The sequence below is a fragment of the Achromobacter sp. RTa genome (assembly GCF_000757485.1).
Taxonomy (GTDB): Bacteria; Pseudomonadota; Gammaproteobacteria; order Burkholderiales; family Burkholderiaceae_B; genus Achromobacter.
Genome location: NZ_JPYO01000043.1, coordinates 185084 through 203838, shown reverse-complemented (window position 1 = coordinate 203838; position 18755 = coordinate 185084). Strand labels below are relative to the sequence as shown.

The following is an 18755-nucleotide window of genomic DNA, read 5'->3' as shown; positions in this document are numbered from 1 at the left end:
TTCCGCCGCTGTCCGCCTGTCTTTCCGTTAACCGACCAGCATGCGGCGGTGCACGCCTGGCAGCCACGTGGCCAGCCAGCCTGCCCGCCCGCCTGACGCGCTCTCTTCCGCGCAGAGCTTTTCAGCCAAGCCCTGCACCGCCCGCACATAGATGTCCCGCTCCGCCTCCTCATGCAGAAGATGGCCCTGGTTCGTGCAAACCATCAGGGCCAGGGTGCGGTCCGGCAGCGTCCCCACCAGCTCCAGCTGGAATCGTTCGGCAATCTGCTGGGCGGTCATGCCGTAGCGTTCGTCGTAGCGGTTCACGACCAGGCCCAGGCTGCCGCGCTCGACGTGCAACTGATCCAGCTCCTGCAGCAGGCCGGCCAGCGAAACCAGCGCGCCGACGCTCTGGTCGGTCACGATCCAGTTCTGCTGGGAGGAGCGCGCCAGGCCAGCCACGAATTCCGGATTGGTGAAGCCCCCGGAATCGGCGACCACCACGCCGAAATGCTGGCGCATGCGTTCGAACACGAGCAGCGAGTCGGACTGGGAAACATCGCGCATCTGGCCAAGATCGCGAGGAAGGGACAGGACGCTCAGGCCGTTGGCCGTATGCGGCATGGCGGAGCCCAGCAGCGTGGAGTCCAGGCGGCGCAGATTGCGCGCCGCCTCGGCAAAGTCGAAATCGCCGCCGATGTTCAGATAGAGCTGGCAATCGCCGACGGGCCAGCCCAGGTCCATCAATGCGACCCGGCCGGACAGGGGCAACGGGACCCCGGCTTCGGCAGCGGAGGCCTTGCCGGCCTTGCCTGCGTTGGCACGGGCGCGCGCGGCTTGCGCGTGCTTCAGGCGGTCCTGCAGCATGCCGGCCAGATGCACGGCCAGCGTGCTGGTGCCCACTCCCGGGCGCGCGCCCAGCAAGAGAACGCTGCGCCGCGAGCCGTCGCCGCGCGTATCGTCCTGCTGCGCGTCCAGCAACCGCATGACGATTTCCTTGATTTCCTGCGGCGCCACCGTGGGGTCCACGAAATCGCTGACGCCCGCGCGCAAGGCCGCGATCGCGCCTTCGGGCTGGCTCAGCAGCCCGACCGCCACGCGCGGCAAGCTGGGCGCGATACGCGCCAGCAGGCGCGCCAGCTCCGCTGACTTGAAGAGCTTGCCTGGCTCCTCCGCGCTCAGGGTGAAGTCCAGGAACACCACTTGCGGCGCAATGTCCGCCAGGCGCCGCGCCAGCTCTTCCGCGCCGGGCGCTTCCTGCGTAAGCATTCCCATGTCGCCCAGCGCCTGCCCCAGCTGGGCGGCGATGTCCGCGCCCTGGGAACAAAACAGGAACCGCCTGCTGTTTTGCAGGCCCACCCACTCGCTTGCATGTGTCTTCATATTGTTCACCGCGAAAAACCCGGCATCTGCTGGCCGCCCATCGGGCCGGTCAGGTAGTAACCCCAGGCGTTGAAACCGCTGTCCGCGCGCTCCTGTCTCTCTCCCGGCAGCGGCAGGGTTACGCCGCGCGCGATGGGCCGCACCAGGCGTGGCGTCACCACGATGACCAGTTCGGTGTCCTCTTGCTTGTAATCGAGGCTGCGGAAGAACGAGCCGATGATCGGCAGATCGCCCAGCAGAGGCACCTTGCTCACCATCGCCTTGGTCTGGCGCGAAACCAGGCCGCTGATCACGAAGCTTTCGCCGTCGCCCAGCTCGACCGTCGTGTCGGCGCGGCGCGTACGCAGGGCCGGGATGATCGAAGCGGAGTCCGGGCCGTTGCTGATAGCGATGCCATTGCTGTAGTCCAGCTCGCTGGCCTCTGGGGCCACCTTCAGCGAAATTCGGTCGCGCGACAGCACGGTGGGCGTAACGGTCAGCCCTATGCCGAAAGGCTTGAACGTGACCGACACCGTGCCCAGACCTCCGGACTCTGGAATCGGAAGCTCGCCGCCAGCCAGGAAGCTGGCGCTCTGCCCCGTGAGCGCCACCAGCGTGGGCTCGGCAAGCACTCTGGCCATGCCATTGGTCTGCAGCAGGCGCAGGTTGGCGGAAAAATTGTTGGTGTCGTAGAACAGCGAAAAGCCGGAGGCAGCCGCGCCCAGGTTGGCCGGAATCATGCTATTGGCCGCGCTCCACGGCCCGCTGCCGCCCGCGGTCCAGCTGATGCCCGCTTCCTTCATCACCGAGCGCGACACCTCGACGACCTTGACCTCGACCTGCACGACGCCGCTGGTGCCCGCGGAGGACACGTCCACCACGTTCTTCTCGCCTCCCACGGCGGAGGCCGCCATGGCGACCGAGGCCACCTGGCCCATCGGCGTCTCGGCATGGCCGGAAACCACGGCGCGGTCGCCGGCGATATCGATGTTGGCGCCGCCGGTGATGTTGCGAGTGGCCAGCGCGCCCTGGACGCTGCCGCCCACGCGCAGGTTCCAGACTTGCGGCGCCGGGCTGGCGCCGCTCCAGATCTGCAACTGCGTGGTACCAGGCTTCTTGCCATAGATCAGCAGCGAACCCGCGCGCTTGCCGGACGGCGGCAGAACCTTCACGTCGGCCACATCGGGATCGCCGATGGCGATGCGCGAGGGCGCGCCGCCATCGAGCAGCAGCGTCTGCCGGCCCTTTACGGCCAGGACGAGATCGCGGACCGTCGCCTGGGCGGCGGCGGCAGGCGCGGCGGATTGCGCCGCGGCGATGCCGCCGCAACCGATCGCCACGGCCGCCGACAGGATGCGGATAAGGGAATTGCGCTGGAGTTTCTTCATTTGGCTGGATCGGATCATTAAGCGAAAGTCCAGCCGCGAGAGACCGCTGGAGCCTCTCGCGGCGAGTTCAATAGCGCACGCGTTCGGATTTGTCCCCACGCAGGATTTCAACGGTTCTTCCGCCCGCCGGTCTCGCGCCCCGCGCGGATGCCGCAGGGACTCTCGCGACGGCTGTGGTTCCGTCCAGCTGGACCAGGCTTTCGCCCGCGAACGCGCGATTGGATGCCAGCTTCAGCGCTTCCCGCTGCTCGGGCGTCAAATCGGCGCGGACCGGCAATACCGTGCCGCGCTGGGCGAACAGGCCCGCATCGGGCACGCCGTGGTCATCCAGAGGCCGCAACGCCAGCTGCAAGCGGCCCGCCCGGCCGGCCAGCATCAGTTCGTTGACCTGTTCGACCGGCACGGCGAGCACGGCGGTCCTGGCGGGCTGGTTCGGCACGCCAGGCTGGCCCGCCGCCTTCTCCTCCGGCCCGTCCACCGAAGCCTTGCCATATGCCAGCACGCGCACCTGGGCCTGGAGCAGGCGCGCCTGCGCGCCCGGCACTTCCTGCCCCTTTTCAATCATGAAGAACACGTCCACCCAATCGCCCGGAGCGATACGGTGCCCGCCGCCCACCACCTCATCCACGGCGATGGCTACGGCACGCTCGCCCGGTTTGAGCTGGCGGGCCAGCCCCTGCGCCAGCAAGCTGGGCAGGAGCGGATCGCCCGCGGCGATATCGACCTTGGCCACGGCGCCTTCCAGCGCCGCCACGTCTTGGTAGCCTCCCGACAAGGGCGCCTGCCACTGGGCCACCCCAAGCATCTTGGCCGTGTCGATGCGCGTGCCGGCCGGCATGGGCTCTTTGGCCACGACGACGGGATAGAGCCTGACCGGCGACGCGACGGGCGCGGCGGGCGCCGGCTCAGGCGCGGACACGGCGCTGGCGGGCGGACGAGCGGGCGCCGACGCCAGCCTCCACGCGATGAAGGCCAGCACCATGCCCGCAACCAACAACATGCCCGCGACTATCTTGCTCAAGCTGCTCATGGCGTTTCCTGCGATATCTGAACTACGGCTTGCGAATGCAAGCGGGTGGGGATCCAGTTCGTTCCCATGCCCGGCAACGAGGTAAACAGGCCTTGCAGGGTGGCCAGCAAAGGCCACGACTGCGTGTCGTAGGTCATGGCCACCGTGGCGCAATCGGCTTGGCGGCCGCCGGATCCCGCCCACTCGCACGGCGCGCTGGAGACCTCGCATCCGACGGCGGAACCGGAGGAAAAGGCGCTCATGGCGGCGGAGCAGGCCGCCGACGGCACATCCGCCTGGCCATTGAACCGGGCGAAGACGGCCGCGCGCGCGCCATCCGTCGCGGCCGAGGCCAGTTGCTGCTGCATCCAGAACAACGCGCCGAAACCGAGCACGCCGCAGATGAACATCAACAGCATGACGAGCGTCAGGGAAAACTCCAGCGCCGCGATGCCGCGCTGGGGTTCGCGTCCGGCAAGGCGCGCGCGAGGCCTGGATGATGGATGCATCTCAACTCCCCTCATCCAGGGAATCGCCCAGGTGCACCATGGCGCGCGCGCTCAACACGCTGGAAGCCGGCATCAGCGCGGTCCGCAGCAAGGGCACCGACGGAATCAACGGATGGGCGCCATAGGCGTAGGACACCATCACTTCGATCTGGCCGGCCGCCAGCGGCAATCCGCTGCAGGTCCCGCCCGCCGAACTGCTGAGCGCGCCCGAGCTTCCGCAGACCGCAACGGCCACCGGCGACGCCGATATCTCGCTGATCCATTCCGCCCGGCGCAGGGCGGTGTCGCGGCCCGCGCTGGCCCGCGCCGCCAGCGATGAGGAGCCGGGCTGCCATTGCAGGACCTTGCGCGCGCCGTCCTGCGCAGCGAGCGCGACCGAATTCTGCGCGGCGGCGACCAGGGAATAGGTCAGGATGCCGTAGAACACCAGGAAGAACACCACGAATACCAAGCCGAATTCAAGGGCATAGACGCCACGCTGAGCGCCGCGGCCCCCAGGTATGCGGCATACGGAATTTGCCGGAACCGGGCGCTCAGAGCGAAATAGCGCGAGGCCCGCAGGTAAAGCAAGGCATGCAGGCCCGCCAGCAGGCTGGCCATCAGAAGAATCATCAGCAGCGGCGCCCAGCCCAGCAGCAAGCCGAGCACGGCGATCGCCTTGATGTCGCCTGCCCCCATCAGGCGCCTGGCCCATAGCGGCAGGAATGGCAACGCTCCCATGAATCCCAGCAGCGTCATGAGCCACCCCGGCCAGCGCGGGGGATAGCCCCAGCCGGGCGCCAGCACGGCGGCCGCCAGCCACAGCAACTGCGCGGCGCATCCCGAAACGATCAAAGCGTTCGGGACGCGGCGATAACGCAGGTCGCCGTAAATCAGCGCCAAATTCCAGCTTGCGAACAGCAACCACCACAATGCTTCCCCTGGGTACAAGGCAGAACCTTCAGAAATCGGATTCAACTGCGGGCGCATCCGTCAGGGCGGACAGCTCCCTCTTCAAGCCGCGGATATTGGTGTTGGTGGGCGCCGCGGCGGCGGGAACGGCCCGACACGTCGCGGCATGGACTTGTTTCGGGCCGGCCCCCTGGTCAGGACGCGGGCTTGTTGTCGTCGAGCGCGCTTCCCAGCCCCGAGAACAGGCCATCGAGCGCGGTGGTGAAGGTTTTGACGGCGGCAAGCAAGGCCACCGCGATCATGCCGGCGATCAACCCGTACTCCAGGGCCGTAATGCCGTCTTCGTCATTCCAGAACTGCACAAGTTTTGCTTTCATGTCGAACTCCATCGGTCTCGATTCATCACAAGGCCGTCCGCGCTCGGCGGATTCAGCCCCCCTACCCCGGAACCGCCCCGCGCGCCGGCGAATTCGCTTGCCGGCGCACATCCGGAACCCTCTAACCCGGCCCAGGGGCGGATCCGGGAAGCCTTCCCGGACGCGCCTTCGGCGCCGATTCAATGATCGAGTCGATACGCTGCGCAGTGCGCGCGCGAAACCTTCGGGATGCCCGCTGCAAATGCCACCGCATGAGCAGGGTCGTCGCCACGGACAGCCCGAATGCGACGTAGGGCAGCATAACGCCGCCGATCTGCGGGCTTGAATATTCCAGGGGCGCTGCGCAGACCACGGTGCCCGCGGCCGCGCCGGTGTAATGCATGCCGCAAATCGCCAGCGCCATCAACACAGCCGCGCCCAGGCGCTGGCGCTCATTTTGCGTATTGAATGCGAGCCACAATGCGGCGGATGCTGCGGCGACCGCGATGAATACCGACAAAATCACCATCGGCAGATTCCACGCCAATACGGCCGGCATGCGCATGGCGCTCATGCCCACATAATGCATGGCGACCACACCGACCCCCGTCGCGGTGCCGCCGGCCAGGCAACGAAAGAAAGTGAACCGCTCGCGCCCGATAAACCAGAACGCCCAGCCGGAAAAGCCTGCAGCAACCAGGAAACTGAGCAAGGTCAGCCCCAGTTGGTAGCCAACGTCAAAAGGCAGGTTCTGGGCCTGCATGCCGATGAAATGCATGCTCCAGATACCGACCCCGCCCATGGAAACCGCCCCGATGAGGATATAGCCGATGCGGATTTCGCCATCCCGGGTTTCTGCGCGGATGCCCGCCGCCGCCAGCATGGCTACGTAAGACCCGAGCACGGCGACCAGGAACGAGAGCGCGACCAGCCCTCCATGGAAGGACAGCGGGACGATTTCGCCTGGCCTCATGGGCGGCCCCTGCAAAACTGGCCGTCGTGGCGGCGCGCTGCCGGCGCGCAATCGCGATTGTTTCTGCGGTCATCCGCGAGCATCTTGGGGACTCCCGATAGCCTGAATGTTTCAGCGCTATGTGCAAATACGTTTTTTATAGTCTTATCTATTACGATTTAATACACATCAGGGTTTTTACTGATATTCGTAATAATGCTGGAATTAATTTGTAACTTATACTCGAATATTTTCGAATAACTCATTAAAAACATCAGCTTATAGATATTATATTTTTATTCATGCAGTGTCACAATCGCAACATTGTTGATATTGCGCCGTTTTTACTTGATTCGATTGAAATAAATTGTCATTTTAATGAGGCGCTGGCACCATATCCAACGAACGCAGCAAGTTTGTTTACCGGCCATATTCGCAGCCCTTTTTCAATACCGAATACGCCGCGAATATCTCTTCTGTTGAAACGCGCTGCTGCGGAAAAGAGAGACAGAAAAAGGCATGAGACGCACGCTTCCGGCAGGTCAACTTTCCCTCGCACTTGTCTGCGCCCTTGCAGTCGGCGCCAATGCCCGGGCAGATGGCCCGCTGCGGGGCAATCCGGTGGATGCCATGCCAAAACTGGAGCGGCCGCCTTCAGCAACGCAGCCCCCTCCCGTCGTCCAGACGGCAACGCCCGAACAACTGGCCCTGCAGGCCCGGCTGGCGCAGCGCATCGTGCCTCGTCATTTCGACGTGAGCGGCGTGCGCGCCATTCCGTTTGAAGAGGTCTCCGCCCTGCTGACGCCGCTGGCCGGCAAAGAGATCAGCCTGGGAGAACTGGTGCAGCAGGTCGACAAGATCACGCTGCTCTACCGCGAAAAGGGCTATCCGCTGTCCTTCGCACTGGTGCAGAACCAGACCTTCGCCAATGGGCTGGTCGTGGTTACCGTGGTAGAGGGATTCATCGGCTCAGTGAGGATCGAAGGCGATATCGGCAATGCGCTGGACAGGCTTGAAACCCTGGCCGGCCCGTTGAAAGAGGAAAAGCCGCTGAAACAGGCGACGCTGGAACGCCAGTTGAACCTGATGCGCACGGTCCCTGGCGTCAAGTTCACGCCCAGCCTGGATCTGCCGCGCCGCGCCGACGGCGCCACCGAGCTGGTGCTGGCCGCGAGCCGGCAACCAGTCAGCCTGACTGGCGGCATCGCCGATCTCGGCACCGGCATGCAGCCGCTGGTGAACATGGCGGCCAACAGCCTGACTCCGCTGGGCGAGCAGGTGAAGCTGACCGCTTCGGTTCCATTCAATACCGATGACGTGAAATACGTATCCGGCGAAATCCGCGTGCCGCTGGGAGCCGATGGGCTGGCGGTCAAGGTCGATGGCTACCACTATGACGCCAAGCCCAAGGACGACACCATCGAATACCTCGGCTTCGAGCGGCGCGTGAAGAACGACCGCATCGGCGTCGGCGTAAGCTATCCCTTCCTGCTGAACAACACCCGCTCCCTCACCGGCACGCTCGGCGTCTATGCGGCCAACTCCAAGGACCGCTACGACGCCCGCGATTCCGACCGCTGGCTGCAGCAGGATGCCCGCGTGCGCGCGGCCAATGCCGAGCTGCGCTATATCCAGGTATCCGAAAGCAGGACCACGGACGTCACGCTGAGCGTGGCCAAGGGTTTCGACGCGGCCGGCGCCAAAAAGGACATTTCCACCAACTACGGATATTCCGCCACGCCCATACTGGACCTGGACTTCACCCGCTACAACCTGAACGCTCAGCAGACCTTCGCGCTGCCAGCCCAGTTTGGCCTGACCTTCTCCGGCGCGGGACAATACTCCAGCAATATCCTGCCCTCGTCGGAACAGGTGTCGTATGGGAGCTGGCGCTACGCGATGGGCTATCCCCAGGGCGAGCAGAGCGGAGACAAAGGCGTGGGCGTGTCCGCGGAAATCAACCGGCGCTTCGGCATAGGCTGGGAATACCTGTCCAGCATGCAGCCCTATGCCTTGGTCGACTACGCCCGCACCTGGTACAACAACAAAAGCCTGCAGGCGTTGAATCAGCGGCACCTGTCGTCGGTGGCGTTGGGCATCCGGTTCACGGACGACAAATACTATCTGTTCGATTTCAACGTTGCCAAGCCGGTCGGGTCCGCCACGGTCGACAATGACCGCGACCTGCGTTTCAACGCCAACTACTCCCTCTATTACGACGCCTTCTGAGCGCGTCGCGCGCGGGAAGGCCCGCTCACATGCGATCGTTCCGCGTTACGTAACGCCGGCCGTAACGTAACGGCCGATAAACGGCCATTCGTAACATTCGCAGCCTCTGCGTGATCGCAGATCTGCATATTTCCCGAACTCGGGAAAACCCTTTTTTATTTCACAAGCCGTTGAAATAAAAGAATTTAGGAAACAGAAAAACAAGACCGCCGGTCACCGTCGACGTCGTTTGAAAAAAGTTGGCACGCTTTGTGCATGTGTAGATGTATCGGGCCGTTTCACCGCCTGACTCTTCCAACACAAGGAGTTCGCCATGCATACCAATTTCGACGCTCGCCGCATCTCGCGCATCCTGACTTCCACCGCGCTGGCCGCGGCCCTGATGAGCGCCCTGGCCGCATGCGGCGGCGGTGGTGGCGGCAGCAAATCCGCCGGCCTGCCGGGCACGGTCATCCCGACGAACCCCGGCGGCGGCGGCGGCATCAACCCGGATGGGGGCGGTACCAACCCTGGCGGCACCAACCCTGGCGGCACGGATCCGACCGATCCGACGACGCCGACCAATCCCGTCACGACCGGGCTGCTCGAAACGACTCTGGGCAATACGGGCGGCGCCGTGGACAACACGCTGCCCTTGAACCTGGACGCGACGCTGGGCGGCGTGGGCAAGGCGCTGGACCCCACGGTCAAGCCCGTAGCGGACACGGTAGTGGGGCTTACGCAGGAAATCGGCGCCACGACGGGCCTGGGCCAGCCGGTGGATGGCGCGGTCAAGCAAGTCGGCGGGCTGGTCAGCGATCTGGGCTCCACCGTTGGAGGCGCCGGCCTGCCTGGCGGGCTGAGCCCTGGCGTGGGCGGCCTGGTGGACGGCCTGGGCAAGACGGTAGCCAGCGCCGGCGGCCTGCTCCATGCGGATCCCAACAATCCCAATCCCCTGACGACCGTGCTGGGCAACGCGACCGGCGCCGTGGGCGCATTGACCGCGGGCCTGTCCGGCCAGGGTGGCCTGCTGAACCCCCTGACGCAGACGGTGGCGGGCGTCACGGGCGGCGTGCTGGGCGGCCCTTCCACCCCGCTGCTGGAGCCTGCGCTGGGCAATACAGGCAAGGCGGTGGACAACGTGCTGCCGCTGGGCCTGCAACCCACGCTGGCCGGCCTGGGCGCCGCGCTGGATCCCAACGCCAGTCCGCTCGCCGGCACTGTGACGGGACTGACCCAGCAGGTGGGCGACACGACCCGGCTGGGCGCGCCGGTGGCGGGCCTGCTGACCAGCCTGGGCGGGACGGTCACCAGTCTGGGCGGCTCGCTGCCGGGAGACACCGCAGGACTCAATGGCGTGCTGCAAGGCCTGGGCGGCGCGGTGGCCAGCGCCGGCGGGCTGCTCCACGCCACGCCAGGCAACACGAACCCGCTGGGCGCGACGCTCGCGAACGCCACGGGCGCGGTGGCCTCGCTGACCGGAGGCCTGGGCAGCGCGACCGGCGGTTCCGGCGGGCTGCTCAGCCCCATTACCGGCATTCTGGGCGGCGTGGGCGGCGCCGGCGGCACACCGGCGGGCGGCGCGGGCGGCCTGCTGGCCCCGGTAACGGGTTTGGTGGCCGGAGTCACCGGTAGCCTGGGCGGCGCCACGGGCGGCGCGGCCGGAGGCGCTGCGGGCGGAGGCTTGCTCGGCGGGCTGCTGGGCGGAACCGCGGGCGGAACCGCGGGCGGAACTGCCGGCGGCTCGGCAGGCGGCGCGACGAATGGCGGGCTGCTGGGCGGCCTCGTGGGCGGCCTGGCCGGCGGCGTATCGGTCAATGCAAGCGCAGGAGCCGCGGGCGCGGGCGCAGGGGCGGGAGCCGGCGCCAGCGCCGGTGGCGGAGCGGCAGCTGGCGCGAGCAACGGCGGGCTTCTGGGTGGATTGCTGGGCGGCGTCACGGGCAGCCTGACCGGCGGCACCGCCACGGGCGGCAACGCCAGCGGCGGGCTGCTGGGCGGCCTGCTGGGCGGCCTGTCGGCCAAGAAGTGATCCCCACGTCTGCCAGGGAGCGAAACCATGCTGCAACAAGAGACCTATCTTCACCACGAGCATGTGACCGTGATGCCTGACATGCGCGAAAGCGATGTGCGTCCGGGGATATTGGAGGACATCGCCTTGATGCTGGGCAGGCAGTTCGCCGTCTACAACGCGGCTTGCCAGTCCGCCCTTGCCGAAAAACTGGGCATCCCCCTGGTGGATCTGAAGGCACTGGAACTGGTCATGGAGTTCGATGCATTGCCGACCGGGCAGCTCGCCCAGTTGATGGGCATCAGCTCCGGCGGCGCGACGGCCTTGATCAACCGGCTGGAGGCGGCTGGATACGTGCAGCGCGGCCGCCACCCGCTGGACCGCCGGATGATCGTCATCAGGCCCGTGGAGGAGCAATGCCAGCAGTTGTCGCAGGAACGGCAGTGGATCTCCGAGGCCGTCATGATGACTGCGCGCCGCTATGACCCGTCAGAGCTGGTGTCGATGCATGCCTATCTGGCGCAGTGCGTGCGCGCCCTCCGGCACGACACCCTCATGTGGCTGGAAACCCGCAGCGCGCACCACATCGCCTGAGGGCGCCGTACGGTTCAGGCGGGGCCTGGCGGCCCGAACTGCAGACGCGGAACGGCCGCCAGCAGCCTGCGCGTCATGTCCTGGCGCGGGGCGTGCAGCACCGCGTCGGCCTGCCCCAGCTCGATGATGCGCCCGCCTTCCATGACCGCGATGCGATCCGCCAGGTATTCGACCACGCCGAAGTTGTGGGTAATGAACAGATAGGCGATGCCCAGCTCGGCCTGCAATTCGCGCAGCAGGTCCAGGATCTGCGCCTGCACCGAGACGTCCAGCGCGGACGTGGGCTCATCGCAGATCAGCACTTTCGGCTCGACGGCAAGCGCACGCGCGATCGCGATGCGCTGGCGTTGCCCGCCGGAGAATTCGTGTGGATACCGGGCCAGGGTGTTGGCCGGCAGGCCGACCCGTTCGACCAGGCGCGCCGCGCGTTCGGCGCGTGCTTCCTTGCTCATGCCACGCCGCAAAGACGCCAGGCCCTCGTCCAGGATGTCGCCCACCCGCATGCGGGGATCGAGCGAGGCGTAGGGATCCTGGAAGACGATCTGGATGTCCTGTCTCAGGCGCTGCAGCTTGCGGCGATCCGCCGCGAGCACGTCCTGCCCCAGCAGCATGGCGCGCCCGGACACGTGCGCGCCGTCAATCAGCCGCAGCAGCGCCTTGCCGGTGGTGGTCTTGCCGCAGCCGGACTCCCCCAGCAGGGCCAGGGTTTCGCCCGCCTTCAAGGTGAACGTCACCCCGTCGGCGGCCTTGACCCACGACACGATGCGGCGCAGCGGGCCCCTGCGCACGGGATAATGCACCTTCAAGTCCTGCACATCGAGCACCACGCCCGCGTCGCGCCCCGTCTGTGAGGCGGCGCGGCGCTCGCCGGCGCGGGCCAGGGCCTCGCGCCCCGGCTCGGTCAGCGGAATGCCGCGTTTTTCGAACGTGGGAATGGCCTCGAACAGTTGCCGGGCATAGGGATGCCTGGGCGCGCGGAAGAACTCCTCGGCGTCCGCGCTTTCCACGATCTCGCCGCCGCGCATCAAGGCCACGTGGTGGGCCACGTTCTTCACCACCGCGAGGTCGTGCGTGATCAGCAGCACCGCCATGCCCATTTCGCGCTGGATGTCCGCCAGCAGGTCCAGCACCTGCGCCTGCACGGTGACGTCCAGCGCCGTGGTCGGCTCGTCGGCGATCAGCAGCAGCGGTTCGGCCGCGAGCGCGATGGCGATCATGACGCGCTGCTTCTGGCCGCCCGAAAACTGGAAGGGATAGTCGTCGACGCGCCGCTCGGGTTCGGGAATGCCTACCCTGCGCAGCCAGTCGATGGCGCGCTCGCGCGCCGCGGCGCCGCGCAGCGGGGTATGCGCGACCAGCGTTTCGATGATCTGGTCGCCTACCCGCATCACCGGATTCAGGCTGGTGGACGGCTCCTGGAAGATGATGCCGATCCGGCCGCCGCGCACGCCGCGCATCGCGCTTTCCGGCAGGCGGTTCAGGTCCTCGCCGTCCAGGTCGATCTGCCCCCCCACAATGCTGCCGGCGTCCGGCAGCAGCCGCAGCAGCGCCAGCGCCGTCATGCTCTTGCCGCAGCCGGACTCCCCGACCAGCGCAAACGTCTGCCGCCGCGCGATGGCCAGCTGCAGACGCTTGACGGCATGCGTCATGCCGCTTTCGCCGGCGATGTCCACGTCCAGGCCCCGCACTTCCAGCAAAGGCGTGGTCTGGCTCATGGCGCGTCTCCCGGCCTGGATTGGCGGCCGTCCGCGGCCAGCGCGGGTTTGGCGCCGCGGCCGAAGAAGCCAAGGCGGGCGATGCCGCCCGGCTTGTAGCGGCGCGTGCGCGGATCGAACGCGTCGCGCACGGCATCCGCGAACAGGTTGGCCGCCAGCACCAGCGCCAGCATGAAGAGGAAAGCGGTCATCAGGTTCCACCAGATCATGGGATCGCGGGACATTTCAAGCCGGGCGCCATCGATCATGGAGCCAAAGGAATTCATGCTGGGGTCCACGCCGATGCCCAGGTAGGACAGCACGGCCTCATACAGGACCAGGCCCGAGAACTCCAGCACCATGGTGATCAGGACCAGGTGCGCCACGTTGGGCAGCAGGTGCCGGGTCATGATGCGCCAGTGCGACACCCCGAACGCCCGCGCCGCCTGCACGTACTCCAGCTCGCGCAGTTTCAGAGTTTCCGCGCGCAGCAGGCGGCACAGCCCGGCCCACCCCGTAAACCCCAGGATCATGCAGAGCAAGAACAGGCGCAGGTCCGCCCGCGCGGCGGAGGTGTCGAACAGATCCGCGTGGTTATCGATGTAGACCTGCATCATCAGCGCGCAGGCGGCCACCAGCAACACGCCCGGGATCGAGGTGATGGTGGTGTAGAGGTACTGGATGGCGTCGTCGACCTTGCCCTTGAAATAGCCCGCGGCGATGCCGAAGACGATCGCCGGGGGCAGCATGGCGATCGTGGTGAGGCTGCCGATGACGAGCGCCGTGCGGATGCTCTTGAGCGCCTGCCACAACACGTCGTTGCCGATGCGATCGGTGCCCAGCGCATGGTAGCCGCTGGACATGCCCGCCAGGGCGCCGACGGCCAGGCAGAGCAGCGTGAAGGTGAGCGCCATGGCGGTCCAGGGCACGCCGGACGGGCCGGCGGGGCGGCCATCTTCGGCCCGGCGGCGGCGCCGCGAGAGGCAGGCGAACAGGCTCGCGACCACCGCCGCCGCCACGGCCAGCCCGCCCGCGAGGCCCAGCCCGAGCCGCGTGAGCGTATCGCCCCAGCGGTCCTTGTCGGGGTCTTCCAGGTGGACGCCCGCGCCGCGCAGCCGCGGGAAGTCGCGCACCGGCTTGCCGTCGACAAGCATGGTTTCCTTGGTGAACTGGCGCACGGCCAGGGGCTCGGAATAGGTTTTCTCCGGGCGGGTCAGCACGGTGCCCGCAAGCAGGCCGTCCAGCGCGGATTGCACCGCGGGCGCATAGACCGGGGCGGCGTCGGCGGCCGCGCCGGGCGCCGGCGGCAGCAGCGGCCGGTAGTGCACGGAATCCAGCAGGCCGACGGCGACGAACGCCGAAAGGACCACGGCCGAGCACATGGCCGGCGTATCGCGGGCGACGCGCGCCCAGGTCGAGCGCAGATTGGGGCTGCGGCGCACGCGCCAGGCGTAGGCAACGGCGCCAAGGGCCATGAGCCACAGCGCGATATCGGTCCAGAGGAAGACGAACTTGGGCATGTCGGCTACTCGAATCTGACGCGGGGATCGGCCAGCGTGTAAGAAATGTCGGCCAGGATCAGTCCGACGATATAGAGGGCAGAGCCGAGGAACACCATGGCGCGCACGATCGAAAAGTCCTGCGCGTTGATGGCGTCGATGGTGTAGCTGCCCAGGCCGGGTATGCCGAAGAAGGACTCCGCGATCAGGCTCCCCATGAACAGCAGCGGCAGGGCGGCCACCGTGCTGGTCAGGATGGGCAGCATGGCGTTGCGCAGCACGTGCCGGAAAAGCACCACGCGCTCGGCCAGGCCCTTGGAGCGGGCGGTGCGCACGTAGTCCTTGCCGATCTCTTCCAGGAACAGCGTGCGGTAGAAGCGCGCCTCCGGCCCCAGCCGCGACACGATGGCCACAAGCACCGGCAGCGCCAGGAACTTGACCGCGTCCAGCCCCCCGGAGAATCCGGAGAACGGCACCAGGCGCAGCAGCTTCGCGAAGACCCATTGGCCGGCGATGATGTAGAACAGGCTGGATATCGATAGCAGCAGCACGCACAGCACGACGCCCCAGAAATCCAGCCGCGTGGCCCGGAAATACACCAGCGTCAGGGAGAAAACGATGCTGACGAAAAGCCCCAGGATGAAGGTGGGAACCGCCAGGGCCAGGCTGGGGCCCATGCGCGTCTGGATCTCGCGGCCGATGTCGCGGCCGCCGTCGGAGGCGCCGAAATCCATGGCCAGCAGCGGCACCGAACGCTGGTAGAACACCGTGTCGGTGAGCCGCGCGGCGCCTTCGGCCTGGCCATTGAAGAACAGCGGCTTGTCGTAGCCGCGCTCGGCTTTCCATTTTTCCACGGCTTCCTGGCTGACGCGCTGCCCTCCGATCGCCAGCCGCGCCATGTCGTCGGGCGTGTTCACCGCGAAAAACAGGACGAAGGTGAAGAGGTTCACGCCGATCAGGATCAGCACGCCGTACAGCAGCCGGCGGATCACGTAGCCGATCATGATTGATGCTCCTTGCCGACGCGCGGCGCAAATGCCGTCTGGCGCTCACGCCGCTTCAGCGCGACCCAGGAGGGCCAGATCGCCAGCGCCAGCAGCAATATGAAGACGCCGATGGGCCACCATCTCGGATAGTTCCACTCATCGATCTTCCGCTGCCGCAACACCGGGTCGATCTTCATGTACTGGAGCGTGTTGCGGACCATCTGGGTCGGCTTGGCATTGCCCACCCACTGCTGGTAGGCGCCTCCCGACATCGGGAAAAAGCCGAACATCCAGGGCGCGTCGCGCTGCACGATGGCTACCATCCTGGCGATGAGCTGCTCTTTCTCGGGGCCGTCGTCCAGGAATTTCAGCTGCTCGAACAGGCGGTCGTATTCGGGGCTTGCGTAGTTGGCGGCGTTTTCGCCGCCCCCCTTGGCCTTGGCGTTCGGGCCGTACAGCAGGAATAGAAAATTCTCGGCGTCGGGATAATCGGCGTTCCAGCCCCACAGGAAGATCTGGGCGGAACCGCGCATCATCTTGTCCTGGAAACGGTTGTAGTCCGTGGCGCGCACGTCCAGCTGGACGCCGATCTTGGCCAGCTGGCGCCGCATCCAGTCGAATTGCGGATTGGAGCCGCCGCCGGTCATGGAGTCGTAGTACAGCACCAGCGGGGCGCCCGTCTTGGCGTTGCGGCCGTCGGGATAGCCGGCCTCGGCCAGCAAGCGCTTGGCCACGTCCACGGACTTGCGCACGGGCTTGCCGTCCACCAGGTCGTAGACCACCGGGTTCACGCCCTCCGGCGGATCGCGGTAGCCCAGCACGCCGGGCGGCACCGGACCGTAGGCCACCGAAGCCTGGCTGTTCTCGAACACCGCGACGTATTCCTCCCAATCGAACGCGATGCTGATGGCCTGGCGCAGCTTGCGGTTCTTTTCCGCCTGCTCGGGCGTGTCGCCCTTGCCCACGACGGGATCCAGCCAGTTGAAGCCCATGTACCAGTTAGCGGTCTCGACCGTGGTGGGCAGCTTGATGCCGTGCTCGCGGTACAGGCGGGCCTTGTCCTGGCTGTCGCCCGCCGCGACCAGCATGGCGACGCCGTACTCGCCGCGCTCGATCTGCGGCATGTCGTAGTAGCCCTGCATGAACTTGCCGGTCAGGGGAATGGCTTCTTTTTCGACGCTGAATTCCGCGCGGTCGATGAAGGGTGTGGGCTTGCCGCAATCGGCCAGCAGGCCGGCGGCCTTGTCGCCGGGCTCTCCTTCGCAGGGATAGGGTTCGCCGTGATAGTTGGGGTTGCGGCCGAGCACGTGGCGGCGGTTCTGCAGGGACTCCACCAGCATGTAGGGCCCCGTGCCCACGGGCCAGGTGTTGAACGACAGATCGTGCGCCGACATGTCGGGCTGGCTGTAGAAGCGGTCGGCCTCCCAGGGAATGGGCGCCGTGAAGGTCATGGCCAGCCAGTACTTGAACTGCGGATACTTGCCATTGACGCGGATGCGCAGCGTGTGCGGATCCAGCGCCTGCACGCCCGTGAATCCGTCGGGCTCGCGCAGGTCCAGCCAGGGTGGCGCGCCCGCCCCGCCCGGCACGTCGCGGCGCAGCGCCTGGTCGCGCTGGCGCAGGCGTTCGCCGTAGTCCTTCAGGCCCACGATGTGTTCGGCCATGAGGGAGGAGATCGGCGACACCACGCGCGGACTGGCCAGCCGCTTGATGGCGTAGACGTAATCGTCCGCCGTCAGCTCGCGCGTGCCGGTGCGCGGGAAATCGGGAATGTAGTATTTGCCGTCGAGCTCGCCCGGCGCCAGGGGGTAGTAATCGTAGCTGCCGTCGGCCTTGCGGGCGAAAGCCGGATGGGGGGCGAACCGCGAACCGGGCCTGAGCTTGATGTCGTAGACGCTCTGCGCGATCTGTTCGCCCGGCGTGTCGGCGGGCAGCGTGTTGCCCTGGGCATCGAGGTAGACCGGCGGATCGATCGACGCCGCGGCGCGCGGCACCAGCTCGTAGGGCCGCTTCAGATAGTGGTAGCCGTAGAGCGTTTCGTAGATGTTGTACGTATAGGGGGTTTCATCGCCGGAATATGAGCTGGCCGGGTCCAGGTACTTCGGGGAGCGCTTGACGAACGCGGAATACAGCGTGTTCTGGCTCTCCGCGCCGGACGGGTAGGGACTGTTGATGGGGCTTTCCCGGGAGCAGCCCGTCAACGCCAGCGACAGCAGCACGGCCGTCGCCCAGAGCCGCTTCAATGCACGCATGAAAACATTCCCTTCGAATCGTTGCGACAGAGGATAGCAAACACGGGTCGGGGCCAGTACCCTGGCATCCCCTACGCCCGGGGGAAGGTCAGCCGCATTGGCGCTGCCGCCAGCAGTCGTAGCGCCACTTCCAGGGTTGCATGGCGCCTTGCTGCGCCCACAGGCCGCGGCCGGCCGACCTGGCCTGTCGCTGCAGGTCCGGCATGGCCTTGTCGCGCAGGTAGTCGCCCTGGCGCGCCGTATAGGCCCAGGCGTAGCCGGCCTCGACCTGCGCGCGGTTGGCGGAGCGGCCGTCTTCCAGGATCAGCGCGCACACGTCGCGGCCGTACTGGTCCTTTTCGTAGCACTGGGCGGTAAGCGTCTTGCCCGCGACCAGGCCGGCCAGGTGCTTGCGCGAGGCTTCGGCGTAGGGTTGCCCTGGCTGGTCGGCGCCATGGCCCTCTTCCGGCGCGTCGATGCTGTCCATGCGGATCTTGCGCTGGCCGTCCGGGGCGCGCAGGGTCACCGTGTCGCCGTCGGCGACATTGACGATCGCGCCCGTCAGCGTATAGCTGCCCTGCGGGACGCCGCCGGCCAGGGCCGCGCCCGGGCGGTTCTGCGCCGGGGCCTGGGCTTGGGGCGAAGGGGCCGTCCGCGGCCCATCCTGCCCCGGCGGCTGCAGCCAATTGACGATGGCGCCCGCCGCCGCAAGAATAAGGGCGACGATCAGTGCGGTCAGCTTGCTGCCGCCAAAAGGGGGTTTGCCACGCACCGCCGGGCTCCAGGTAGGAAAACGCTCGCAGTGTGCCATAAGAAGAAGGGGGGAGCCCCCACGCTGCGCACGCTTTGCGTGCTTGCTGCCCCCCAAGGGGGCGGTCCCTCCTTGGGGCGGCCCGACGGAGGGACGAGCCCCCACGCTGCGCACGCTTTGCGTGCTTGCTGCCCCCCAAGGGGGCGGTCCCTCCTTGGGGCGGCCCGACGGAGGGACGAGCCCCCACGCTGCGCACGCCCGTGCAATCGCTGACCCGCGTATCCCGGGCCCCGACGTGGCTGGCGGCCCGGGAACCGAACGCGGTGTCAGACACCCGA

Annotated in this window: 16 protein-coding genes; 3 read left to right on the top strand and 13 right to left on the bottom strand. The window is 66.9% G+C overall.

The features are described from left to right. Positions 1 to 27: 27 nt before the first annotated feature. The 8 genes from JL37_RS23895 to JL37_RS23860 form a co-directional block, all read right to left on the bottom strand. The gene (locus tag JL37_RS23895) at positions 28 to 1371 is read right to left on the bottom strand and encodes a MinD/ParA family protein (RefSeq protein ID WP_043547437.1); all 1344 of its coding nucleotides are present in this window, start codon (positions 1369 to 1371) and stop codon (positions 28 to 30) included. Further along, on the bottom strand, positions 1368 to 2729 hold the full coding sequence (locus tag JL37_RS23890) for a type II and III secretion system protein family protein (RefSeq protein ID WP_081955187.1): 1362 nt from the start codon (positions 2727 to 2729) through the stop codon (positions 1368 to 1370). The genes JL37_RS23895 and JL37_RS23890 overlap by 4 nt, the downstream gene beginning before the upstream one ends. A 67-nt stretch (positions 2730 to 2796) precedes the next feature. Then, entirely contained in the window at positions 2797 to 3759 is a 963-nt protein-coding gene (gene cpaB / locus JL37_RS23885; protein ID WP_043547436.1) for a Flp pilus assembly protein CpaB, read from the bottom strand. Continuing rightward, the gene (locus JL37_RS23880; protein WP_043547435.1) at positions 3756 to 4247 is read right to left on the bottom strand and encodes a TadE family protein; all 492 of its coding nucleotides are present in this window, start codon (positions 4245 to 4247) and stop codon (positions 3756 to 3758) included. Before JL37_RS23880 ends, cpaB begins: the two co-directional genes overlap by 4 nt. Before the next feature lies 1 nt (position 4248). Then, complete coding sequence (locus JL37_RS23875; RefSeq protein ID WP_043547538.1) at positions 4249 to 4689, bottom strand: TadE/TadG family type IV pilus assembly protein; 441 nt, start codon at positions 4687 to 4689, stop codon at positions 4249 to 4251. Next, entirely contained in the window at positions 4656 to 5159 is a 504-nt protein-coding gene (locus JL37_RS23870; protein WP_052097575.1) for a prepilin peptidase, read from the bottom strand. The genes JL37_RS23875 and JL37_RS23870 overlap by 34 nt, the downstream gene beginning before the upstream one ends. A 173-nt stretch (positions 5160 to 5332) precedes the next feature. Continuing rightward, on the bottom strand, positions 5333 to 5515 hold the full coding sequence (locus JL37_RS23865) for a Flp family type IVb pilin (RefSeq protein WP_043547537.1): 183 nt from the start codon (positions 5513 to 5515) through the stop codon (positions 5333 to 5335). A 121-nt stretch (positions 5516 to 5636) separates the two neighbouring features. Beyond that, on the bottom strand, positions 5637 to 6467 hold the full coding sequence (locus tag JL37_RS23860) for an MHYT domain-containing protein (RefSeq protein WP_043547432.1): 831 nt from the start codon (positions 6465 to 6467) through the stop codon (positions 5637 to 5639). A gap of 498 nt (positions 6468 to 6965) precedes the next feature. On the opposite strand from JL37_RS23860, the gene JL37_RS23855 reads away from it, so the two are divergent. From JL37_RS23855 to JL37_RS23845, 3 genes are all read left to right on the top strand, one after another. Beyond that, positions 6966 to 8675: a ShlB/FhaC/HecB family hemolysin secretion/activation protein gene (locus JL37_RS23855; protein ID WP_043547431.1), complete on the top strand. Its 1710-nt coding sequence runs from the start codon at positions 6966 to 6968 to the stop codon at positions 8673 to 8675. A 313-nt stretch (positions 8676 to 8988) separates the two neighbouring features. Continuing rightward, the gene (locus JL37_RS23850) at positions 8989 to 10683 is read left to right on the top strand and encodes a collagen-like triple helix repeat-containing protein (RefSeq protein WP_052097574.1); all 1695 of its coding nucleotides are present in this window, start codon (positions 8989 to 8991) and stop codon (positions 10681 to 10683) included. A 27-nt stretch (positions 10684 to 10710) separates the two neighbouring features. Beyond that, entirely contained in the window at positions 10711 to 11256 is a 546-nt protein-coding gene (locus tag JL37_RS23845) for a MarR family winged helix-turn-helix transcriptional regulator (protein WP_043547429.1), read from the top strand. A 14-nt stretch (positions 11257 to 11270) separates the two neighbouring features. On the opposite strand, the gene JL37_RS23840 is transcribed toward JL37_RS23845, so the two are convergent. The 5 genes from JL37_RS23840 to JL37_RS23820 form a co-directional block, all read right to left on the bottom strand. Then, positions 11271 to 12971 (bottom strand): ABC transporter ATP-binding protein, encoded by a 1701-nt coding sequence (locus JL37_RS23840; RefSeq protein WP_043547427.1) that lies wholly within the window; start codon positions 12969 to 12971, stop codon positions 11271 to 11273. Further along, a complete protein-coding gene (locus tag JL37_RS23835) occupies positions 12968 to 14470 on the bottom strand; it encodes an ABC transporter permease (protein WP_043547426.1) in 1503 nt (500 codons plus the stop codon). Before JL37_RS23835 ends, JL37_RS23840 begins: the two co-directional genes overlap by 4 nt. Before the next feature lie 5 nt (positions 14471 to 14475). Continuing rightward, complete coding sequence (locus JL37_RS23830) at positions 14476 to 15453, bottom strand: ABC transporter permease (RefSeq protein ID WP_043547425.1); 978 nt, start codon at positions 15451 to 15453, stop codon at positions 14476 to 14478. Further along, positions 15450 to 17687 (bottom strand): ABC transporter substrate-binding protein, encoded by a 2238-nt coding sequence (locus tag JL37_RS23825; RefSeq protein WP_043547424.1) that lies wholly within the window; start codon positions 17685 to 17687, stop codon positions 15450 to 15452. Before JL37_RS23825 ends, JL37_RS23830 begins: the two co-directional genes overlap by 4 nt. An 88-nt stretch (positions 17688 to 17775) precedes the next feature. Then, positions 17776 to 18477, bottom strand: a complete 702-nt coding sequence (locus JL37_RS23820; RefSeq protein ID WP_081955185.1) for a thermonuclease family protein — start codon at positions 18475 to 18477, stop codon at positions 17776 to 17778. Positions 18478 to 18755: the final 278 nt, after the last annotated feature.